Source organism: Paenibacillus contaminans, from assembly GCF_003285015.1.
In the GTDB taxonomy this organism is placed as follows: domain Bacteria; phylum Bacillota; class Bacilli; order Paenibacillales; family NBRC-103111; genus Paenibacillus_V; species Paenibacillus_V contaminans.
This window is the reverse complement of record NZ_QMFB01000054.1, coordinates 22,137-42,245: the sequence shown is the minus strand read 5'-3', so window position 1 is coordinate 42,245 and position 20,109 is coordinate 22,137. Positions and strand designations below refer to the sequence as shown.

At 48.0% G+C, this 20,109-nt stretch carries 20 protein-coding genes; 12 read left to right on the top strand and 8 right to left on the bottom strand.

Annotation, left to right across the window (positions count from 1 at the left end; genetic code table 11):
• The first annotated feature begins 379 nt into the window (after nucleotides 1–379).
• The 6 genes from DQG23_RS40390 (at nucleotide 380) to DQG23_RS40365 (ending at nucleotide 4,799) form a co-directional block, all read left to right on the top strand.
• Complete coding sequence (locus DQG23_RS40390; RefSeq protein ID WP_146762480.1) at nucleotides 380–646, top strand: autorepressor SdpR family transcription factor; 267 nt, start codon at nucleotides 380–382, stop codon at nucleotides 644–646.
• A gap of 166 nt (nucleotides 647–812) precedes the next feature.
• Nucleotides 813–1,493 (top strand): response regulator transcription factor, encoded by a 681-nt coding sequence (locus DQG23_RS40385; protein ID WP_113036721.1) that lies wholly within the window; start codon nucleotides 813–815, stop codon nucleotides 1,491–1,493.
• Nucleotides 1,490–2,482 (top strand): sensor histidine kinase, encoded by a 993-nt coding sequence (locus tag DQG23_RS40380; RefSeq protein WP_113036720.1) that lies wholly within the window; start codon nucleotides 1,490–1,492, stop codon nucleotides 2,480–2,482. Before DQG23_RS40385 ends, DQG23_RS40380 begins: the two co-directional genes overlap by 4 nt.
• Nucleotides 2,483–2,566: 84 nt before the next feature.
• A complete protein-coding gene (locus tag DQG23_RS40375; RefSeq protein WP_113036719.1) occupies nucleotides 2,567–3,274 on the top strand; it encodes an ABC transporter ATP-binding protein in 708 nt (235 codons plus the stop codon).
• On the top strand, nucleotides 3,271–4,038 hold the full coding sequence (locus DQG23_RS40370; RefSeq protein WP_113036718.1) for an ABC transporter permease: 768 nt from the start codon (nucleotides 3,271–3,273) through the stop codon (nucleotides 4,036–4,038). The genes DQG23_RS40375 and DQG23_RS40370 overlap by 4 nt, the downstream gene beginning before the upstream one ends.
• Nucleotides 4,035–4,799, top strand: a complete 765-nt coding sequence (locus DQG23_RS40365; protein WP_238178251.1) for an ABC transporter permease — start codon at nucleotides 4,035–4,037, stop codon at nucleotides 4,797–4,799. Before DQG23_RS40370 ends, DQG23_RS40365 begins: the two co-directional genes overlap by 4 nt.
• Nucleotides 4,800–4,825: 26 nt before the next feature.
• Here DQG23_RS40365 and DQG23_RS40360 read toward each other — a convergent pair whose 3' ends face one another.
• Nucleotides 4,826–6,046, bottom strand: a complete 1,221-nt coding sequence (locus DQG23_RS40360) for an MFS transporter (RefSeq protein WP_113036717.1) — start codon at nucleotides 6,044–6,046, stop codon at nucleotides 4,826–4,828.
• A gap of 168 nt (nucleotides 6,047–6,214) precedes the next feature.
• Between DQG23_RS40360 and DQG23_RS40355 the strand changes: the two genes are divergently transcribed.
• The 3 genes from DQG23_RS40355 (at nucleotide 6,215) to DQG23_RS40345 (ending at nucleotide 8,314) form a co-directional block, all read left to right on the top strand.
• Nucleotides 6,215–6,793, top strand: coding sequence for a TetR/AcrR family transcriptional regulator (locus tag DQG23_RS40355; protein WP_113036716.1), 579 nt, complete (start codon nucleotides 6,215–6,217; stop codon nucleotides 6,791–6,793).
• Nucleotides 6,794–6,931: 138 nt separating this feature from the next.
• A complete protein-coding gene (locus tag DQG23_RS40350; protein WP_158560952.1) occupies nucleotides 6,932–7,339 on the top strand; it encodes a MerR family transcriptional regulator in 408 nt (135 codons plus the stop codon).
• A gap of 63 nt (nucleotides 7,340–7,402) precedes the next feature.
• On the top strand, nucleotides 7,403–8,314 hold the full coding sequence (locus DQG23_RS40345; protein WP_113036714.1) for an alpha/beta hydrolase: 912 nt from the start codon (nucleotides 7,403–7,405) through the stop codon (nucleotides 8,312–8,314).
• A gap of 518 nt (nucleotides 8,315–8,832) precedes the next feature.
• Here DQG23_RS40345 and DQG23_RS40340 read toward each other — a convergent pair.
• On the bottom strand, nucleotides 8,833–9,762 hold the full coding sequence (locus DQG23_RS40340; protein WP_238178250.1) for a VOC family protein: 930 nt from the start codon (nucleotides 9,760–9,762) through the stop codon (nucleotides 8,833–8,835).
• Nucleotides 9,763–9,932: 170 nt separating this feature from the next.
• Complete coding sequence (locus tag DQG23_RS40335) at nucleotides 9,933–10,811, bottom strand: sigma-70 family RNA polymerase sigma factor (protein WP_113036713.1); 879 nt, start codon at nucleotides 10,809–10,811, stop codon at nucleotides 9,933–9,935.
• A gap of 190 nt (nucleotides 10,812–11,001) precedes the next feature.
• On the opposite strand from DQG23_RS40335, the gene DQG23_RS40330 reads away from it, so the two are divergent.
• Nucleotides 11,002–11,643: an NAD(P)H-dependent oxidoreductase gene (locus DQG23_RS40330; protein WP_113036712.1), complete on the top strand. Its 642-nt coding sequence runs from the start codon at nucleotides 11,002–11,004 to the stop codon at nucleotides 11,641–11,643.
• Nucleotides 11,644–11,895: 252 nt separating this feature from the next.
• Here the strand turns inward: DQG23_RS40330 and DQG23_RS40325 are convergent, their stop codons facing one another.
• Together DQG23_RS40325 and DQG23_RS40320 are read right to left on the bottom strand one after the other, a co-directional pair.
• Complete coding sequence (locus DQG23_RS40325; protein WP_113036711.1) at nucleotides 11,896–12,246, bottom strand: ribosomal protein L7/L12; 351 nt, start codon at nucleotides 12,244–12,246, stop codon at nucleotides 11,896–11,898.
• 190 nt (nucleotides 12,247–12,436) lie between these two features.
• Nucleotides 12,437–13,318: a deoxyribonuclease IV gene (locus DQG23_RS40320; protein WP_113036710.1), complete on the bottom strand. Its 882-nt coding sequence runs from the start codon at nucleotides 13,316–13,318 to the stop codon at nucleotides 12,437–12,439.
• A 336-nt stretch (nucleotides 13,319–13,654) separates the two neighbouring features.
• On the opposite strand from DQG23_RS40320, the gene DQG23_RS40315 reads away from it, so the two are divergent.
• Together DQG23_RS40315 and DQG23_RS40310 are read left to right on the top strand one after the other, a co-directional pair.
• On the top strand, nucleotides 13,655–15,493 hold the full coding sequence (locus DQG23_RS40315; RefSeq protein WP_113036709.1) for a UbiD family decarboxylase: 1,839 nt from the start codon (nucleotides 13,655–13,657) through the stop codon (nucleotides 15,491–15,493).
• A gap of 63 nt (nucleotides 15,494–15,556) precedes the next feature.
• Nucleotides 15,557–16,204: a formylglycine-generating enzyme family protein gene (locus tag DQG23_RS40310; protein ID WP_192894700.1), complete on the top strand. Its 648-nt coding sequence runs from the start codon at nucleotides 15,557–15,559 to the stop codon at nucleotides 16,202–16,204.
• Nucleotides 16,205–16,343: 139 nt separating this feature from the next.
• On the opposite strand, the gene DQG23_RS40305 is transcribed toward DQG23_RS40310, so the two are convergent.
• The 3 genes from DQG23_RS40305 to DQG23_RS40295 all read right to left on the bottom strand — a co-directional run bounded on the left by DQG23_RS40305 (nucleotide 16,344) and on the right by DQG23_RS40295 (nucleotide 19,988).
• Entirely contained in the window at nucleotides 16,344–17,231 is an 888-nt protein-coding gene (locus DQG23_RS40305; protein ID WP_113036707.1) for a fructose bisphosphate aldolase, read from the bottom strand.
• Nucleotides 17,232–17,329: 98 nt separating this feature from the next.
• Nucleotides 17,330–18,793, bottom strand: coding sequence for an MFS transporter (locus DQG23_RS40300; RefSeq protein WP_113036706.1), 1,464 nt, complete (start codon nucleotides 18,791–18,793; stop codon nucleotides 17,330–17,332).
• A gap of 607 nt (nucleotides 18,794–19,400) precedes the next feature.
• A complete protein-coding gene (locus tag DQG23_RS40295) occupies nucleotides 19,401–19,988 on the bottom strand; it encodes an ASCH domain-containing protein (RefSeq protein WP_113036705.1) in 588 nt (195 codons plus the stop codon).
• Between the last annotated feature and the right edge of the window lie 121 nt (nucleotides 19,989–20,109).

The following is a 20,109-nucleotide window of genomic DNA, read 5'->3' as shown; positions in this document are numbered from 1 at the left end:
CTTCGGCGAGTCAGCTTCGTCAGAAGGTTAAATCGAGATTCATACATCCCCCTAGGCTCCACCAATACAGAACTCAAACGGCAGAGATGCCGTTTTTTTGTATACTACGTTTATAAACGCTACAAATGTAGAGTGCTGTGTGTTGCTTAAATGGGCGGGGGAATGACAGAAAAGGTAATTCCGGAATCGTGATATTTCCAGCAGGTTTTGAAAGCGACGCCGCGACCGCATCGTAAAATGATAGCTATCGATAGGCCAAGTCAAATAGGTTCCCATTCTTCATACTTATCTTGACGGAACATTCTTCTTGTGGTAATTTGAAATTAAATTTAGCTAATTAGCTAAATACATAAATTAAATGAGGATAAATAATATGTCTATTAACAAAGTATTCAAGGCTCTTGCTGATTCAACAAGACGGGAAATATTGGATTTGTTAAAAGAAAAGGATTTGACGGCTGGTGAAATTGCAGATCATTTTGAGATTAGTAAGCCAAGTATTTCGCGCCATTTGAATCTTTTGAAAGAAGCCGAATTGGTTAGGGATAAGCGAAAAGCAAACTATATCGTCTATTCGTTAAATACAACCGTTTTACAAGAAGTAATAAAATGGCTCTTTTATTTCCAGGACGAAAAGGAGAAGTAATTAGACAAAATCAGTGAGAAAATATCGTGTTTGGTTTTTGACAAATGTAATCAGTAATGCCAAGTTGTAGATGAATATGGAACGATCAAGATTCAGGTAAGTGTAGATGGCGACGATCTGAAGATTTCTGTAAAAGATTGAGAAGATAAGCAAGGGAAGTGGTGTCATGAGAGCGAAACGTATTCTATTTATTGAAGACAATCAAGATATCGGACGCTGGGTCCAAGAGGAACTTGAAATGCGGGGATATGCAGTTCGCTGGATGTTATCCGGTGAAAATGTGGAAAACGAAATACAGGGAAGTCATGTGGTTATTCTCGATATTATGCTGCCTGGACTGGACGGTTTTACGGTCGGCCAGCGATTGAAGAAAGCAGCGCCTTCGCTGCCCATTTTGCTGCTGTCCGCCCGAGCGGCTGTCGATGATAAGCTGCAAGGGCTGCAGTTTGCCGACGATTATGTCACCAAGCCTTTTCATCTTGATGAGCTAGCTGCCAGGATAGAAGTGCTGCTCCGCCGCAGTGGAGCGGGACTCACGGATCGTATAAAGCTTGGACAGCACATCCTTGTTGATCTTACCGGACGCACGGTGATCAATGAGCGTACTGGAGGAGAAGTTAACCTGACCGGAAAGGAATACCAAATTCTTGAGTGTTTCCTGCGCCATCCGAATCAGATTCTTACGCAAGAGCAAATATGGGTGGCTGTCTGGGGAGAATCATACATAAATGGAGACAAAGCTCTGTCGGTCCATATTCGCCATCTTCGAGAGAAAATGGAACAAGATCCTAATGCGCCGGAAATCATCCAGACAGTACGCGGAATTGGATATCGGATAAAAATATGAAACAACGCTCTTTTTTTCGACGTTACTTAGTGGTTCATTTCCTGAGCCTTGTTTTGCTTCCCGTAATGATCCTTATGATGGTAGCTGGCGTGAATCCGTCTTCTGACCCGAGCATGGATACGACACGCAGCATATCCGGTTTGATCGGCCTCATCATTATCACCTTTATTTCGGTTTCAGGGGTGTTTTTTTATCGTCTTCGGCAGCAGCTCATCCTCCTGCAAAAGGCGATGTCTGTTCCAGGGGACGGTTCCTGGATTCCAGAACCGATCCCAGAACGTGATTCTGGAATGAATGAAGTGGATCAGTTGGGGGCTTCGTTTAATCAAATGATCCGGAAACTCCGCGATAGCCACCAGCGGGAGCTAGAAGAAGAATCGCTCAGAAAACAACTGATTGCCAATCTGTCCCATGATTTACGGACGCCGCTGACCGCTCTTCGCGGGCACGCCTCCAGATTGCAAAGGGAACCTCTCAGCCAGGAAGGGGGGGCCTCGCTCATAGCGATTGACCACACGATCACGCATATTAGCGAGCTAATGGATGATCTTTTATCCTATACATTGCTTACATCGGGTAAATACCCGTACCATCCCGAGCCCACCGATATGGTTCAATTTCTAAGAACATCTGTTGCATCATGGTATCCGGCATTTGAGAACGCAGGCTTCCATATAGACGCGGACTTCCCGTTCGATGCGACCATCTCATGGGAAATCGATCCGCAATGGATGACGCGCGTGCTTGGCAACCTGTTTCAAAATGTCCTTCGCCATGCGGTCGATGGACGGTTTATCGGTATTGCTGTGGATATCGGGCAAGAGCGGTTCATCATTCAAGATCATGGACCGGGGATGGATGCCCTGTCTGCCAATCGCGGCGCTGGCATGGGACTCAAGATTTCAAAGCACATGCTAAATGAAATGAGACTGCAAGTGGATTTTAGTTCCAATGCGGAGGGGACGACCGTGTGGATCGGAAAAAATTAGACCAAACTTAGAAATAACCTTCCCTGATTTTAGACTTGGTTCGATATGATGTGAAGCAGAACAAAGACAAGGAAGGTGTTATGCTTGCTCACTATCGAACAGTTAACAAAGCGCCGTGGATCGCACAATATCCTAAACGGCATTAGCTTTCAAGCTAAGCCCGGTCGCGTGACCGGGTTCCTCGGTCCCAATGGCGCAGGGAAAAGTTCTACTCTGCGAATCCTATTGGGACTTGACCGAGCCACATCAGGCACTGCGCTGATCAATGGCGTGCCATACGCCCAGCTTGCCGATCCGCTGACGGCCGTTGGCGCCGTATTTGACGGATCGGGAGCGCATCGGTTGCGCACAGGGCGAGCGCATTTGAACTGGATTGTCAGGTCCGCAGGGCTTCCGCGTTCTCGGATCAATGAAGTCCTCGAAATTGTAGGGCTTGCGCATGCTGCCTCGAAGAGGGTTGGCAGTTACTCTCTTGGTATGGCGCGGCGACTAGGCTTGGCTGCCGCGCTGCTTGGCGATCCGGAGATTTTGATATTGGACGAACCTACGAATGGGCTTGACCCCGAGGGAATCCGTTGGATCAGGACGTTTCTCCGTGAACGTGCGGCATCAGGGCGTACCATATTATTATCGAGTCATCTGATGGGGGAAACCGCCGAAACGGTAGACGACATTGTTATTCTCAATAAGGGGCACATTGTGGCAAGCGGTACGCTTATCGAGATCGTTGGTTCCCATAAGACATTAGAAGATGCCTTCTTCGCTTTTACCACGAGGAGGGACATCTCATGAAAAAAGCGCTTGCCGCAGAGTTTTCAAAGCTTCTCTCTTTACCCACCATATGGATTGCAGTTGTGGTTGGTATACTTGTTGCACCTGCAATCGCCGTAATCCGCTCCTTTCAGGAGCTTTCCGAAATCACAAAAGGCGTTCAAACAGCGGTCGAATACCCTATCGGTTTTGAAGAGTTGGGGTTCGGTGTTATGGGAGTTATTATTGTTGGCATTATAGCAATCAGTAGTGAGTACTTCACTGAGAGTGAAGAATCCGGCAGCGGCGGACGCCAGATGACGACCAGTTTGACCGCCAACCCATCACGAATTCGTTTTCTACTGTCGAAAGCGACTGCCGTTGCAACGGTTAGCGCCATTCTCGCCATCATCGCGATCATTCTCACAATGATTGTGGTTCAGATCATCCTTGTGGAGCATGCTCCTGCGCTTGGGATTACCGATATTTCCCGGCTTATCGGCGTTGTATGCTATTGGGTGCTTACCGCACTTTTGGCTTTAGGAATTACGATCCTGACACGGCACGCCGCTCTGCCGCTGGCCGTTTTGATGCTGAATAGCTCCGTCGTGACCGTGACTTATTTGCTGACCCGCATCACCTCTTTGGCGAACTATCTGCCGGATATGGCCGGAATTCGCATGTTTCATGAAATCGAAGATGCCGGGAGTACACTCACACCGCTTGGGGGTGGTGCAGTTATGACGGCTTGGGTGGCAGCATTGTTGCTCATTGGAACGATTACCTTTTGTCGGAGGGATGTATGAGTACGTTGATAACCCGGACGTATGGTCAAGAAATGTGCCGGGCGATAAAGGCAGAGCTGTCAAAGCTATGTTCGCTGCCGATTACATGGTTCACCCTCAGCGGTACCTTTATCGTCAATCTTATTCTGGCTTACGCTTTCTCATACGCCGGATTGCAGGACTTAACCTCCCTACAAAGCAGGCTGGAAATCGGGTTGGCTTCTGTCAGCTATTCGCAAGCGGGACTTATGATCTTTGGCATACTGACCATTTGCTCCGAATTTAACGGCGGTCAGATTCGCACAACACTGATGGCAATGCCGCGGCGAGGCATCCAGATTTTCGCGGCGTTATTCGCACTGACAGTCGTGCTCATCCCTGCTGCATTCGTTGTATCATCTTCTGGAGTTCTGCTAACCCATATTCTTTTCGAAGATGCCGGGGCTCCTATTGTAGGGGGAAATCTCGTGTCCGCCATGCTGGGAGTAAGCGCATACCTCACGTTGACTGCACTGATCGGTGCGGCAATCGGAGTTGTTCTGCGCCGGATGCTTCCTGCGCTCGCTATCATGCTCGGCTATTACTTCATAGCTGGTCCGCTTATACGGGACCAAGCAGATTTCGCCAAGTATCTTCCGGACATGGCAGGAGTTGTGATGTGGTTTCCGCAGCCCGATCATGCAAGTGCGCTCACCCCAGTGCAAGGCGGCATCCTTTTGGGTGCTTGGACACTTGCCGCAATCATCATTGCCGCGACTGTATACCGAAGGCGAGATGTGTGAATCATTTTTTGCGGAGGCTTTTGGTTTTACCCGGTTTTAGTATGTTCAATCCGTTCAGTTGTTCTTTTTTCGGTGAGAAAGTAAACCAAAGCCAAGAGCGGCAAGATCGTGCCAATAAGAGATGTGAAGCTCCAGCCTCCCTGGGTATAAGACCAGCCTCCCAAAGATGAACCGATGGCTCCGCCTACGAAAAATATTGCCATGAAAAGTCCATTTAAGCGTCCTCTCGCTTCACTTCCCAATGAATAAATCGTACGTTGACTAATCACAAGATTCCCCGATACGGCCATGTCGAGTGTAATGGCGGATACAAAGAGAAGAATCAGAGCAAAGATTGAAGAACCTTGAAACAGATGGATGAGCAAAAAAGACAATACGGCTACAATCATGGCTATTCCCGTTAACAATTTACTCCAACCTTTATCCGCTAATCTTCCGGCAATCGGTGCGGCTATCGCCCCGCCTACACCAACTAGCGCAAACCATGCAATACCTATTTGGGACATTCCGAAATGATCCGCTAAATGTAAAGGAACAACAGTCCAAAATAAACTGAAAGCACCAAACAAACAAGCTTGATACAGAGCGCGACGTCGTAACAAGGGAGTTTGCTGCAAAATAACGCCTAAAGAAAGAACTAATTCTTTGTAACGTACTGCAGGAAACGGCTTACGAATAGGAAGTGCAAATGATAGCAGGGCGGTCAATAAAGAAATAACAATTGCAGACAAAATAAATATAGCTCTCCAACCCCAAAGACTGGTTACGAAGCTTGCCAACGGCCGGGCGAACATAATACCGAGCAAGAGGCCGCTCATAACATTACCGACAACGCGGCCGCGCTGGTCTTCGGAAGCTAAATAGGCGGCGAATGGCACCAGAATCTGGGCCGCGACCGATGCAATACCAATGAATAAAGATGCGATAAAGAATAACGGTGCATTGGGTGCGAGTCCGGCAGTTAACAGTGCGCCAACTGCAACCATAAGCATTACCAACGTGAGACGCCGATTTTCAATGACGTCGCTTAGCGGTACGATGAACAGCAGCCCGACTACATAACCGATTTGGGTCACTGTAACGATGAATCCCGCCGTTGATGCAGTAAGGCCGGTTGCAATGCTGATAGGTCCTACAAGGGGCTGAGCATAATAAAGATTGGCAACGATAAGTCCGCACGCGGCTGCCAACAGAAACATTATCCAACTTGATAAGCGTTTGTTTTGTTTCCCTTGTTCACTAGCCATAAATATCCTCCTTTAAATAAATACTGAACGTTTAGTTTTATAATTATTAATTGAAATGATATACTGTACGTATCGTTTTGTAAATAGACTTTTTATAAAATGATTTATTTTGTATACTAAACGTATCGTTTATTTGGAAAAAGCGGATTTTGACAAAGGAGGATTCATGTGCAGGGAAAAAGAGGGCGTCCGCGCAATATGGAAACGCAAAGCTCCATCCTTTCCGCTTCTTATGAATTATTATTGGAAAGCGGCTTCGGAGCTGTTACGGTAGAGAAAATCGCTGAGCGTGCCCAGGTAAGCAAAGCCACAATTTATAAATGGTGGCCAAACAAGGCTGCAGTGGTGATGGACGGTTTTCTATCTGCTGCTTCTGCAAGATTGCCGGTGCCGGATACAGGTTCGGTGTTTCAAGATATCCTGGAACATGCTACGAATATGGCACTGTTTATGATAAGCCGTGAGGGGTCCATTTTCCTGGAAATTATAGGAGAGGGGCAGGTTGATTCTGCATTGGCCGAGGCATTTCGGACCCGCTATATTCAGCCTCGCAGGCTTGAGGTTCGTAATATTATGAATCGGGGGCTTCAGCGTGGAGAGCTGGAGAAGAATCTCGATATCGTAATATGCACAGATCTCATTTACGGTCCGATTTTCTACCGTTTACTAGTTACGGGGGATCCGATTGAAAAAAACTATGTAGAGCAATTAGTAACTCAAGTTTTTAAAGTCATACGTTCGACTTGAAATGCGTTTGGAAGCCTCGGGGATTAGGTGACTCGGCAGCACAATTTGGTCTCTTACAGTCGGACCTTCTCTTGCTTGTGATTATCGAGAAATTTAAATAGTATGAGAATGTACGGGTATACATTGGAGGGATGGGGAATGTCGGCCTATCTACGCGGGCAAATCGCAAAAATGGCGAATGTAAATACGGAAACGTTAAGATACTACGAGGAACTTGGACTTATCGCACCCCCTCAGCGATCAAAGTCAGGCTACCGCGTTTATTCGGATGATGTGCTGACTCGGCTTGCTTTTATACAAAATGCCAAGTCCTGCGGGTTTACATTAAAGGAAATCAAAAAAGCACTGATCAAGTCCAGTAACGGACAAATCACGATCGGTGATTTTATTACTGTGATCGAACAGAAAACGGACAAAATCCGTGCTGAAATTGCCAAGAAGGAAAAAACGTTGACGATGCTGGATAACTTGAAAAAGGAGTTGCAAACAACGGATAAGCATCCAGAGGTGCAGACGACACTCCGGGTACTCAACATGGAATCTTAGCTTGACCTTGTATCTTACTACAGGTTTTATACTGACGGTAATCAACCTGTAGGAGGAATAAACTTGGACAAAACGCCTATCGAACAACTAGAAGCAATCAAAAGCTACTTAAAGCAAACCGGCAGATTCGAAAACAAAACGGTGGAACAAATTCGGAGGGATATGTTCGAGGCTGCGAAAAAAATACCGAATCCATCGGATATTACGGTCAGAAAAACAACTATCGGTCCGTTAAACGGAGAGTGGCTCATCCCGGTGAACCTTGTTCCGGAACAGGACAACCGAGCGATTCTTTATTTCCACGGAGGAGGATTTGTAGCCGGCAGCTGCGAATTTTACCGGGATCTTTGTTCCAGAATTGCAGAATCCTGCGGTGTACAAGTGTTGACTGTCGAATATCGTCTTGCTCCAGAGCATCGGTTTCCTGCTGCCAACGAGGATTGCTTGCTGGCGTATCGCTGGCTGCTGGCGAACGGGTATTCCGCGCGCAATATTGTTTTCGGGGGAGATTCTGTCGGTGGCAGCCTTGCGCTTATGACCTTGCTTTCTTTGCGGGAGAACGGAGAAGATTTGCCGGCAGGTGCTTTTTTGATTTCGCCGCATACCGATCTCGTTCATTTGGACGGTGAATCGTACTCGAGTCGAGCGGAGCTTGATCCGACAGGGAGTTTGGAGGGAAATAAAAAGATTTTGGATGATTACTTAGGAAGCAAATCGGAGGTAATACCTTTGTTATCGCCGCTAAGGATGAATTTGAACCAGCTTCCTCGTTTATTCATCCAAGTAGGCGATCAAGAGGTGTTGTTAAGCGATTCCTTGCGTTTCACCGATCGCGCAAGAGCCGCTGGTGTCGCTGTTGAACTGGAAGTTTGGGAAAATATGTGGAGTGTCTTTCATTTTTTGGCGTACATGCTGCCGGAAGCGCGGCAGGCTATCACGAATATCGGTCAATTTATTTATACAACGCTGAAGTGAGAGGGCAAAATGCGAAAATTGCGGACTGCGAAACAGACGACGGCGAAAGATCACGTTGCTTGAAGCGATGAGGTCGGGGGCGATCTTCCTGGGTCCACCAAATACAAACCTGCAGCATCGGGACTTCCCGGTGCTTTTTGAAAAAATGTTTCACCTACCAAGCACTTATTATTCAACGGTAATCGCGCTTGTCACTAAAGGTCGGCGAAGTTTCAAAAACTCCTTCGTACCGTGCTTAATCTCCGTTTGAAGTATTTCACGTCTCCTCGGATTATTTTCTGTACTAAGCTGCTAGTCAAGCCATTGGTTCATCTTAGTCTCAAAACCTCTCACTTATACGTCTGCCTTTCAAGCATGAAGGATAAAAAATGCCGCTTTGATTATGAGGAATCGATTGCGATTTCTCATAATCAAAGCGGCATATGCTTCACGCCGTTTCCAAGTTTTATAAAAGTAAATTTTATAAGCTGCGTTTTGGCAATACTTTATCAAATTTTTCGCCGAACAGCCTCATCAACTTAACTCCCTAAAAATGCTTTTTGTAATTCCGCAAGGTTAAACTTTTTCATTTTCATGAATGCCTGTGTAACGCGCTCTCGCTGCTCCGGCGTGCCCGTAGTCATCATCTCGTCCATTGCGGCGGGGGAAATTTGCCACGAGACGCCGTATTTGTCTTTCAGCCAGCCGCATTGTTCGGCCTCGGGAAAGGCGGACAGCTTGTCCCAGTAGTAGTCGATTTCCTCCTGTGTTTCGCAATGCACCAAAAGGGATATCGCCTCGCTGAATTGAAACTTGTGTTCATGCGCGCTGTCCATTGCCGCAAACCAAGTGTTCTCCAGCATGAAGTCGGTGAACATAACCGTTCCTTCCTTGTCAGGCGGCATGCCGGGGCCATAACGAACAAGCGTGCCCGGTTTGGCATTTCGGAAAACGGAAAGATAAAACGCCCGTGCCTCTTCCGCCTTGCCGCAGTTGTCGCCTACGAACATCATGTATGGGACAATCGGGGGACGAGGCTCCCCATCCGGATTGGTCAGCATAAGCTGCCATGAGACACCGTATTTGTCCTGCAGCCAGCCGAATCGTTCACTAAAAGGGTATTTATCTAGCGGCATAAGCGGGGTGCCGCCTTCTGAAAGTTTATTCCACACTTCGTCGATCAGTTCACTTGCGTTCGGTTCGCGAGAAGGATCGAAATTAACGATAAACGAAATCGAGGGATTGAATGTAAAGAGCGGCCCGGCAGAGATAGCCATAAAAGGCTGTCCCCAGACGAGGAACGAAACGAGATCGCAATCACCCGAAGGGGTATCGTATAAGATGGTCACGCTTGTTATTTTGGAGTCAGGGAATACGGAGCAGTAAAACGCTGCGGCTTCTTTCGCATCCTTGTCGAACCACAAATGCGGGGTGATGGGTTGCGTTAAACTTTTTATGCCATCGCTCACGACAGGTTCCTCCTTAATAAATAATTCGTTTTTATCATTCTAACATATTGAAAAGCCAAATGTGAGAATGGCGGTTCTTCCCAAATTTAAGAGCGTCGCTGCATATTTTTCTCAAGGAAATCGGTTTTAAGCGGGGCTCGAAAAATCGTAAACTGACTTTCTGATGGGAATTAAACGCCGAACACCGCTAAGTCGAGGCGGCTTATACGCGCGGGGTCGGAAATCAAGTCGACTTCGGCGATTTTTCCGTTCCTTATTGTAAATTGGAGTACGTAAGCAAGTTTTCCGCGCGGAGCCGCGATGACTCCTATCGCTCCGTTCACAAGAGCCGTCTGTGCAGCTTGAGCGCGTCCCGAGACTTGTTTGGCCAGAGCTATCGCGCCACGAGTCACTCGTGCGGCTTCTGGCTGGCGGTCATCCCGCAGCACAACATCCGGATCGAGCGCCGCTACTAGCGTATCGAAATCGCCGGCGTGCGCAGCGGCGAGGAAAGCATCGATAATTTCCCGGTTACGGGTCAGCTCGCTAGTAGAGCCCGCTTCCGAAGCTGCCCCTGGCCCTTGCACCCGGCGGCGCGCACGGCTTGCCAGTTGTCTTAGAGCGGTCTCCGATTTTCCTGTAATCGGTGCAATCTCGGAAAAGGACATGGCGAATATATCGTGCAGCACAAAAGTGACGCGTTCCGCAGGGTTAAGCGTGTCGAGCACGACCAACAGCGCGAGGCCGACTGATTCGGCGAGCAGCGCCTCTTCTTCGGGGTCGCTCCCATCCTTATAACTCTCAAGCCTCTCGGGCAAGGTCGTCTCTAGCGATTCCTCGCGTCTAGATTTTCGTGACCGCAGCATGTCTAGACATACCCGCGAAACAACTGTGGTCAGCCATCCCCCCAGATTCCCGATATCGCTCGTATCCGTACGGCTGAGACGCAGCCAAGATTCCTGCACCGCATCCTCCGCCTCGCTCAATGAACCAAGCATTCGATACGCCACCGCCTGCAGATGACTCCGGTGCGTTTCGAATCGCTCCGCCAAATTTTCATGTTCGCTCATGGTTCACATTCCTTCAAATAAATTGGCCTTTATAAATACTGACGAATGAAAGTCGGAAGATGTGACAAGCGTTAAATATTCGTTTTTTATCCCGCTGCGTGTCACACTCGCGAATTTTGATCCGTCATCGTAGTGAAGGGGCGAATCTTCGTCACGGATCAACAACAAAAATGGAGGTTGAGAGATCATTATGGCTACAGTATTATTTATCACAGCACATCCGGGCGATCATGAAACGTCTTATAGTATGGCAGTAGGCAAAGAATTCATACAAGCATACCGCTCCGCAAATCCTGAAGACGAAGTTGTGCAGCTTGATCTTTATCGAATGGACATTCCGCAGCTTGATGCCGATGTTTTAAACGGTTGGAGGAAATTGGGGGCAGGCGTTTCTTTTCAAGAATTGACAAATGCGGAGAAAACGAAGGTCGGTCGTATCGGCGAATTGGCCGATCAATTCGTTGCTGCGGATAAATACGTATGGGTAAGTCCGACCTGGAATTATTCGTATCCGCCCGTTATGAAAGCATATATCGACTCCGTCTGCATACCGGGAAAAACCTTCAAATACATGCCGGATAAAGGCCGGGTCGGTTTGCTGAGCGATAAAAAAGCGATACACATTCAAGCTAGCGGGAGTTTCTTGTCTCCAGGCTCAGTCGACGCAGATATGGAGATGGGTAATCGCCATTTGCAGGTCATTATGGAGTTTTTTGGGGTTCCCAGTTTCGAACGTATTTTTGTAGAAGGTATGGCCGCGGTTCCCGATCAAGCAACGGAGATTAAAGGAAGGGCTATCCAACAAGCGCGCGAAGCTGCCCGAACTTTCTAACTAAACAAGTGCAAGAGCGAATCGTCGGTTTCGATGAGGCCGGCGATTCGTCCCGCACGGACGGAGTGAAGCGGAAGGGGGCGTAGTCTGAATCTACCTTTGCGATCTGCTTCGGAGGGGCGTTTCGTTAACCATTTGATTATGAGTCCAGTATTGTGGTGTGCTCAAGTAATGAGACTTCGGGTTATTAACGCCACGGACGAAGAAGGTTATAGTTCATGAAACGGTTTCTTGCTTCAAAATGGAAACCGTTCAATACGGGTTCCGCTCCAAGTTCTCCACATAATCCTTGGCTTCTTTGAGGCCTAAACCGCTTGCTTCCCTGAACTCTTTGATTGCCTGAATCTTTTTTCCTGATGTAAGCAGCATGCGTAACCTCTCATCAAGATTAACAGGAGGACTGACACGGGTCACATTCGGTGAAGAGGCAGGCGCGTTTAGGTTAGGGTTGGATAATCCGGATACTTCTGGCAGGTTGTTACGCCAGTGTTGGTGTTGGTCCGATTTTAATTCATTAAGTTGTCTCTGCAGGCTGATCACTTTCAGCAGAAGCAGGAGAGACAGTATTAAGGCGCTGACTGCAATTAATTCCACGGTCTCCATTTGGACCCTCTCCTTCCATTACGATAATTCATTATAGCATAATCCTTACAAGGGACAGTGATGCATGGCGTCCGTTTGTGGGGATAAAAGCTGCCCTGAATCTGCCTCGCTAACATATCCATCGGCGATTCGTCCTTGTTAAATCAGCATCAAAAAGAACCAAGGCGATGATGCCTTAGTTCTAAACATTTTATGTGTTCTTAGCAATCGGTTCCGTTATTTCCCTTCTTAAAAGAGCAATTTCATGTTTATAAGGGGCATCTTTATATTTTACTTTTCCAATCGACGGCGTTTCCAATATTTTTGGAAGCAAAACGAGTTGAGGATGATGCACGATATAATCAAGAGCTTTTAGACCGATGTGCCCGTGCCCGATATTTTCATGACGATCTTTTCTTGCCCCTCGTTCATGTTTGGAGTCATTAATATGAAGAACTTTCAATCTGTCTATTCCAATCACTCGATCAAACTCCTCCAGGACGCCGTCAAAATCATTGACAATATCGTATCCGGCATCATGAATGTGACAGGTATCCAAGCAAACGGATAATCGTTCGTTGTGGTGAACGCCGCTTATGATTTTTGCGATCTCTTCAAAGCTTCGACCGCATTCCGTCCCTTTTCCAGCCATCGTTTCCAGTGAAACCTGTACGTGACTGTCCTCAGTAAAAGCTTCATTTAATCCGTGGATAATTTGTTCGATTCCCTTCTCGCTGCCTGCACCTACATGAGATCCTGGGTGCAAGACCAATTGTTCCGATTGCAATTTTTCGGTCCGTTTAAGTTCTTCTTGAAGAAAGGTCACACCGAAGTCGAAAACCTCTTTTTTCTTCGTGTTCGCTAAGTTTATGAGGAATGGAGCATGTACAACAATGTTAGAAATGCCATGCCGCTTCATATGGGCGTGACCTTCTTCTATATGGTATTGGTCAATCGGTTTACGTTTCGAATTTTGCGGAGCTCCCGTATAGATTAAAAAGGTTGACGCGTTATACGAGGCTGCTTCCTTACTTGCGTGTAATAACATCTCTTTTCCACCCATGGAGACATGGGATCCGATTAATAGCGACATCTAAATCACTCTTCTTTTATTAAGGATCATGTGTTAACTATAGCAGCAGGAGCGAGGGAAGCATATTGGTGATTCCTGGAGATTCCGGGGCGCTGGAGGCTTCAAACGGAATTCGCTGTTTTCGCTGTGGGGTTGTACTTGGCGGGCACCAGCGGAGGGGGGCTTCATGTCTTAGAGGTTCGTTGGTTATTTGATGGAGCCTAGGGCATCAAGAGAAAAGATGGTATAATAGGTAGTAACGTGAAGAAGAAAGAACATGCTGTGGTCTGAAATCCTTATCCCAGCGAGGGACGAGCCACGGGGCTTTAGTATGCGTGAATAGGAGCGTTCGTGTAAATGAGATATCGCAACTTGGAGCAATGCATTCTTGATTTGGAAAAACACGGACATCTGGTTCGTATTCATGAAGAGGTCGATCCTGACCTCGAAATGGCTGCCATACACATGAAAGTTTACGCGTCCGGCGGCCCGGCATTGTTGTTCGAAAAGGTGAAAGGCTCGAAATTTCGGGCGGTATCGAACCTATTCGGAACGATGGAGCGCAGCAAGTTTATTTTTCGGGATACGCTGGAGTCGGCGCAAAGCGTGATCGCTTTACGCAACGATCCTGTCAAAGCGCTCAAAAATCCGTTCAAGTACATCGGGACAGGATTAGCGGCAAGAAAAGCGCTCCCTCTCAAAAAAAACGGCGGTCTTCCGTCCGATTTTCAGGAAATCCAAATATCCGACCTCCCGCTAATTAAACATTGGAAAGAGGATGGCGGCGCTTTCGTCACCTTGCCTCAAGTGTACTCGGAGGATCCGGAGAAGCCGGGAATCATGAATTCCAATCTGGGGATGTACCGCGTACAGCTCACCGGAAATGAATATGAACTAAATAAAGAAGTGGGCATTCATTACCAAATTCATCGGGGGATCGGCGTCCATCAGGACAAAGCGAATCGATTGGGACAGCCTCTTAAAGTCAGCTGCTTTATAGGCGGGCCGCCTGCGCATACGATATCGGCGATTATGCCTTTGCCCGAAGGGATGAGCGAGCTGACTTTCGCAGGACTGCTTTCAGGGCGTCACTTCCGATACAGTTACGTCGACGGATTTTGTATCAGTCACGATGCGGATTTCGTTATAACCGGTGAAATTCATCCGGGTGAAACGAAGCCGGAAGGTCCTTTCGGCGATCATTTGGGTTATTACAGTTTAATTCATCCTTTTCCCGTCATGCGGGTGCATAAGGTGTACGCCAGACAAAATGCAGTCTTCCCGTTCACCGTCGTCGGACGTCCTCCTCAGGAAGACACTTCCTTCGGCGAATTGATCCATGAGCTGACCGGAGGGGCGATCAAGCAAGAAATTCCGGGGGTCAAGGAAGTCCATGCCGTCGATGCGGCAGGGGTACATCCGCTGCTGTTTGCAATCGGAAGCGAACGCTATACGCCTTATCAGGAAGTGAAACGGCCTGCGGAGCTGCTGACGATCTCAAATCGGATTTTAGGAACGGGACAGTTAAGCTTAGCCAAGTATTTGTTCATTGCGGCTGAAGAGAAACGGACATTAAGCACGCATCATATCGAGGATTTTCTAACCTATATATTGGAACGGATCGATCTTCACCGCGACATTCATTTTCAAACCAACACGACGATCGACACTTTGGATTACTCAGGAACCGGGCTGAACACGGGGAGCAAGGTCGTTTTCGCGGCTGTCGGAGATAAAATCAGAGAGTTGTGCAAGGAAGTTCCGGACGCATTAAAGGACTTGCGGGGGTTCGGTCCTGCCTGCATGGTGATGCCGGGGATCGCAGCCGTTCAAGGACCTGCATTTAGGAGCTATGCGGAAGTGGAAGAGGACATAAACGCTTTGACTGCGGCGATTCTCGAGAAGGGAAAGCTGCCGTCTTGTCCGATGATCCTATTATGTGACGACAGCGGCTTTATGAGCGAGACGATAAACAATTTTCTTTGGGCCACGTTCACACGCAGCAATCCGTCCCATGATATTCACGGGATAAACGGCTATTATGAGAATAAGCATTGGGGCTGCGACAACATCATCATCGACGCCCGTACGAAGCCGCATCAAGCGCCGCCGCTGCTGCCCGATCCGACGGTCGAAACCAACATTCAACGGCTGTTTTCGAAAGGCGGCAGTTTAGGCAATGTTCCAATTAGGTGAGTAAATGATCTAACGGGAGGAAGATCGTTGTCAAACATACGGCATCATGATGATAAGTATCCGATGGTGAAAATCCCCACAGGCGAAGTTGAATTAAGGGACGATCGAAAAAAGACGGCGTGGACGGCTCAGGTGAATTCTTTTTTGCTTGCGCCGCTTCCGGTTACGAAAGATTTATATTTCTCGCTCGTGCAAAAGTCAGCTGAACCTGTTGACGAACCGAACGTACCGGTTGTGAATGTCTCGTGGAATGATGCGGTCTCATTTTGCAACTTGCTGTCTCGGCAATCGGGACTAAAGGAATGTTACTCGGTAAGCGATGATGGCGAGGGTGTCGTCTGTGACTGGGAGGCGGACGGCTATCGCCTTCCTACGGAAGCGGAATGGCAGTATGCGTGTAAAGCGGGAACCTGCGGCTATCGGTACGGCGAGCTGGATGAAATCGCTTGGTATGAGGAGAATTCAGGGGGCATGGCGCACGAGGTAGGGAAAAAGCTGCCCAATGCGTGGGGGCTCTACGATATGCTGGGAAATGTTTGGGAGTGGTGCTGGGACCTATACGACGTGAACGTATACGGCTCCTATAGACTTTTTCGCGGCGGCAGCTGGGCGGAAGAGGAAAGGGGCTGCGGGTCGACGTGCCGCCGGCGCAGTCACCCTACGTTCCGGATTGACGATCTCGGCTTTCGTCTTGCCAGGTCTTTGTCTTAAGGACGGCGAAGCCGTTTATCCTTAGCAAAAATTTAAGGGCTGTCTCTTTCGTCTATAAAGACTTGGAGACAGCCCTGTTTTTTAGCTTAACGCCGGCTTCGTGAAAAAAGCTTCCCGAAACGGCTGTTACAGCGGTCCGTTATGTAATGGAGGCTTCATAAATGTCCTGAACAGTTTTGGACAGCAGCGCGTCGAATTGTTCGTCGGTTTGCCCGGCCGTCAGTCCTTGCGAGAGGGCGCGGGAGAAGCTGGCGATCAAGCCGTGATTGCGGGACAGCTTTTCGTTTGCATCCGCTTGCGAGTAGCCGCCCGAAAGAGCCACGATCCGTACGACATGCGGATCTTCCATGACGTCGCTGTAGAAATTGTCCACGGTCGGTATGGAGAGCTTGAGCATGATCTTGGCGTCTTTATCAAGGGCGGATAATTGAGCGAAGATTTCATCTTTTAGTATTTGTTCAGATGCTTCTTTATCCGCGCTGTAAATATCGACTTCCGGTTCGATAATCGGAACGAGGCCCATCTCGACGATTTGCTTGCCTATGGCAAACTGCTGCTCGACGGCTTTTTTGATGCCCGCAGGGTTCGCTTCTTTAATTAGCGAGCGCATTTTGGTCCCGAAAACGTTTCGCTGGGCCGCGCGCTGCAGAAGCTCGTTCAAACCCGTGAAAGGCTTCATGAGCTGGACTCCGTCTTCGAGATCGGCAAGCCCTTTATCGACTTTAAGGAACGGCACGATCCCTTTTTGCTCCCAAAGGTAGTCGGCCGTATATTGACCGTCGATGGAACGGTCCATCGTATTTTCGAACAAAATCGCACCCAAAATGTACCGGGAATCAAACGCAGGGCTTTTGATAATGCGCGTTCTCATCTCGTGAACCAGCGTGTACATCTCTTCTTCGTTGGAATAACTGCTTTCCGGAATGCCGTATTGCAGGAGAGCCTTGGGCGTGCTTCCGCCGCTCTGATCCAGGGCTGCGATAAATCCCTTCCCCGTACCGATTCGATCCAATTGCTTCGTATTCATGAATGCTTCTCCTTCCCTTTTGTGGAGTGAATGACATTTGAATCCTTTTATTATACCACTATTTTGACAAACTGCAGCATTTTGATCAAGCCATGCTTTTACGTCTGATTTACCGCAAGCTCTCTTTGTTTACCGAAGGCAGCGAAAGCTGCGAACAGCAGCAACACGACTCCCGTGAAAATAAATCCTCCATTGTTGTCAAAGGGAAGCCAGCCTAATGCGGAAGATCCGGCCACGACGCCAAGCGAGAAGAAGGCATAGAAATAACCGTAAGCTTTACCGCGCAGTTGCGCCGGCGTAGCATTAATAAGCATCGTATTGATCGAAGGGAACAAGAAGGCGAAACCTACCCCATATAATCCCAATACCAAATAAAGCGCTAATGTAGTCGTAGACTGGCTAATCAGAATTTGACTGCATCCCATTACACCTATTCCGATGGCCATTGTGCTTGAGGATGCGACGCGATCGAAAATCCGATTCGTGGGAAGCACAAAGATGAGAACGGCAATAATGCCGAAGGTGCTCATTAAGGTGCCGCTTAATCTCGAATCGTATCCGAGCGTTTGGACCTGCAGAGGCAATAAATAAGCGATCACGCCTTGCGAGAACATCAAGAAAAAAGCGCCGCCGTAAGCTTTTATTACGCCCGCATTGAAGAGCGAGCCTGACTCTTGAGCAAGCGAAGTGTCTTTCCCTTTCTTCATGATTTTGTACTTGCCGAGGAAAACGGCCGACAAAACGGCGAGCAAAAAGCCGAAAACCGCGATGCACGTAAAGACGAACGGCACGGAGGTTTTGCTGGCCATAATTCCGCTGAAGGCGGGCCCGATAATTGCCGCCAGTCCTACGAATGTGCCGGTGAAGGCGACTTTTTTTCCTTGCTGGCCGTTCACCGTAGTATTTGCGGAGAAAGTGAAAGCGGCCGGAACGATTAATCCTGCGACGAAACCGTGTATGATCCGTACGATAATCAAGAAAACAGGCTGATCGACAAAATGATAAAGCAGCAAAGCGCCGCTTGACAGCAGCAACCCGGCCATCAGCATTTTGAAGGGGCCCAACTTGTCCGTCATAATGCCGGATACGATATTGCCGATCGTGTTCGATAACGAATACAGCCCGATGACAAAACCCGCAATAAACGTGCTGGCGCCGACGGAAGCGGCAAACGTGCTCATGACCGGGAGCTGCGCAAATAAATCGAAAAAAGAAAAAAACACAATGCTGTAAACGAGCAGCGCATAGTTAAAAGGTTTTACCCCATATTCGGCTTGCGCCTTCTTTAGCTTCCAGTCCAGTACGAAGTTGCCAAGCGGCACAAAAGCCGCCAGAACCGCCGCAGCAGACCAAAGAACATTCCATTGCACGCGAATTGCCGCATAAACGATCGCCAGCGCGTATAGGCTGAAAATTCCCCCATGAACGCTTCCTACAATGGTTACGGCTTTTTCTATCCCCCAAATATATTTCAAGGGCATCGCGATGCCTAGTAATGCCAACAATGAAATGCCGTCAAATAAGCCTGCTATACGTAAGATGTAGATTGGATGTGCCCGCACTTGTCATGCTCCTAGAATGTTTTTTTAAATGCATACACTCTATTCTAACATTTTATCGGGCGAGTTCCTTGTATGAAATGTGATAAAAATGAGAGGGTTTATTTTTGTTCAGATGAAACGTGAGCTAGTCGCGCATAATCGACTCGGGAGAGGAGAGAGGGATTCGCATAAGAGATTCGGCTTAGTACGCGATCAAGTGTAAAACTAGGAATCGATGAAGACACGAGAATCAAACACCGAAGACTGGACCGTTCGCTAGTGTAGAAAGCCTTATTGTTCATGAGGCTGTCCTCACTATTTCGCAGGTAACATGCTCGCTCTCGCCCATTAGTTAGGCAAACACAACTATCAATTTCGTTTGTCTCACTAATAATTGCGTTTGCCTCATTAACTCGTCCGAACACGGGTTTTCGGCGAGAGATAGTGAGGTTTGCCTTATAAACAGTAAACTTCTCCTTACTATGTCTCCAAAACACAAGTCATCAGCGGCATGGAGCATACATCTTAAGCACTGAAGTTTTGGGGGATTGATGTCGACGACTTATCCGTTACACAAACAAATGCTGTGCATCTCTTATAACTAAACTAACCGCAATGATCGAATTGCTCAATGGACATGAAGCCTATTCATAACCGCTTTGCCGCGCGGCGATATCCGGTATCCGGTTCCAAGGCTGATGGTTAGTCCGAGATTTTTCAACTTACGGACATTCAGCTTCAGATTTTCCGTTTCCCACCCGATTGCGGCCGCCAATTCCGTCGATCTGACGCCGGGATGCCGATCGATAAGCTTGAGGAAAGCGGCAGTCCATGGACCGGCAGAGCCGGCTCTGTCCAAACGCGTAAGCCTATTTTGCAAATCCGCGAATTGTTCGTCGGTCAGATCGTCCTGTTCCCGCAGCGTTTCTCGGGGATCGTCTCCGACTCGGGTTACTTCAATCCGGAAAATATCTCCTTCTCGGCTAAAAGCATTGATATCCTTTATAAGCTCCCCACGCGTGGAAAAACCTGCACGAATGGCATCCGCTTCCGTTATGTCCAAGTCAGAGACAATCGTAACGTCTCCAATCTCGAGAAGTCCGATCGAAGTGTGCAGCCGGCTTCCTTTTTTGACGGCGGCTTTGTTCCAACGGCGAAATGCAAGCGAAACCGTGCCGTCGGCTATTCCGTCCAAAATGCGGTTTTTAAAAAGCACTTTCGAATCCTCTCCTTCTATTAAAAGGTAAAAGTGAAGGTGTTGTTTAACGATCAGATAGGATCCATTATACTGAAAAATGTAACGGAAATCTCAAGCAGCCATAAGGGCTGCTTTTTTT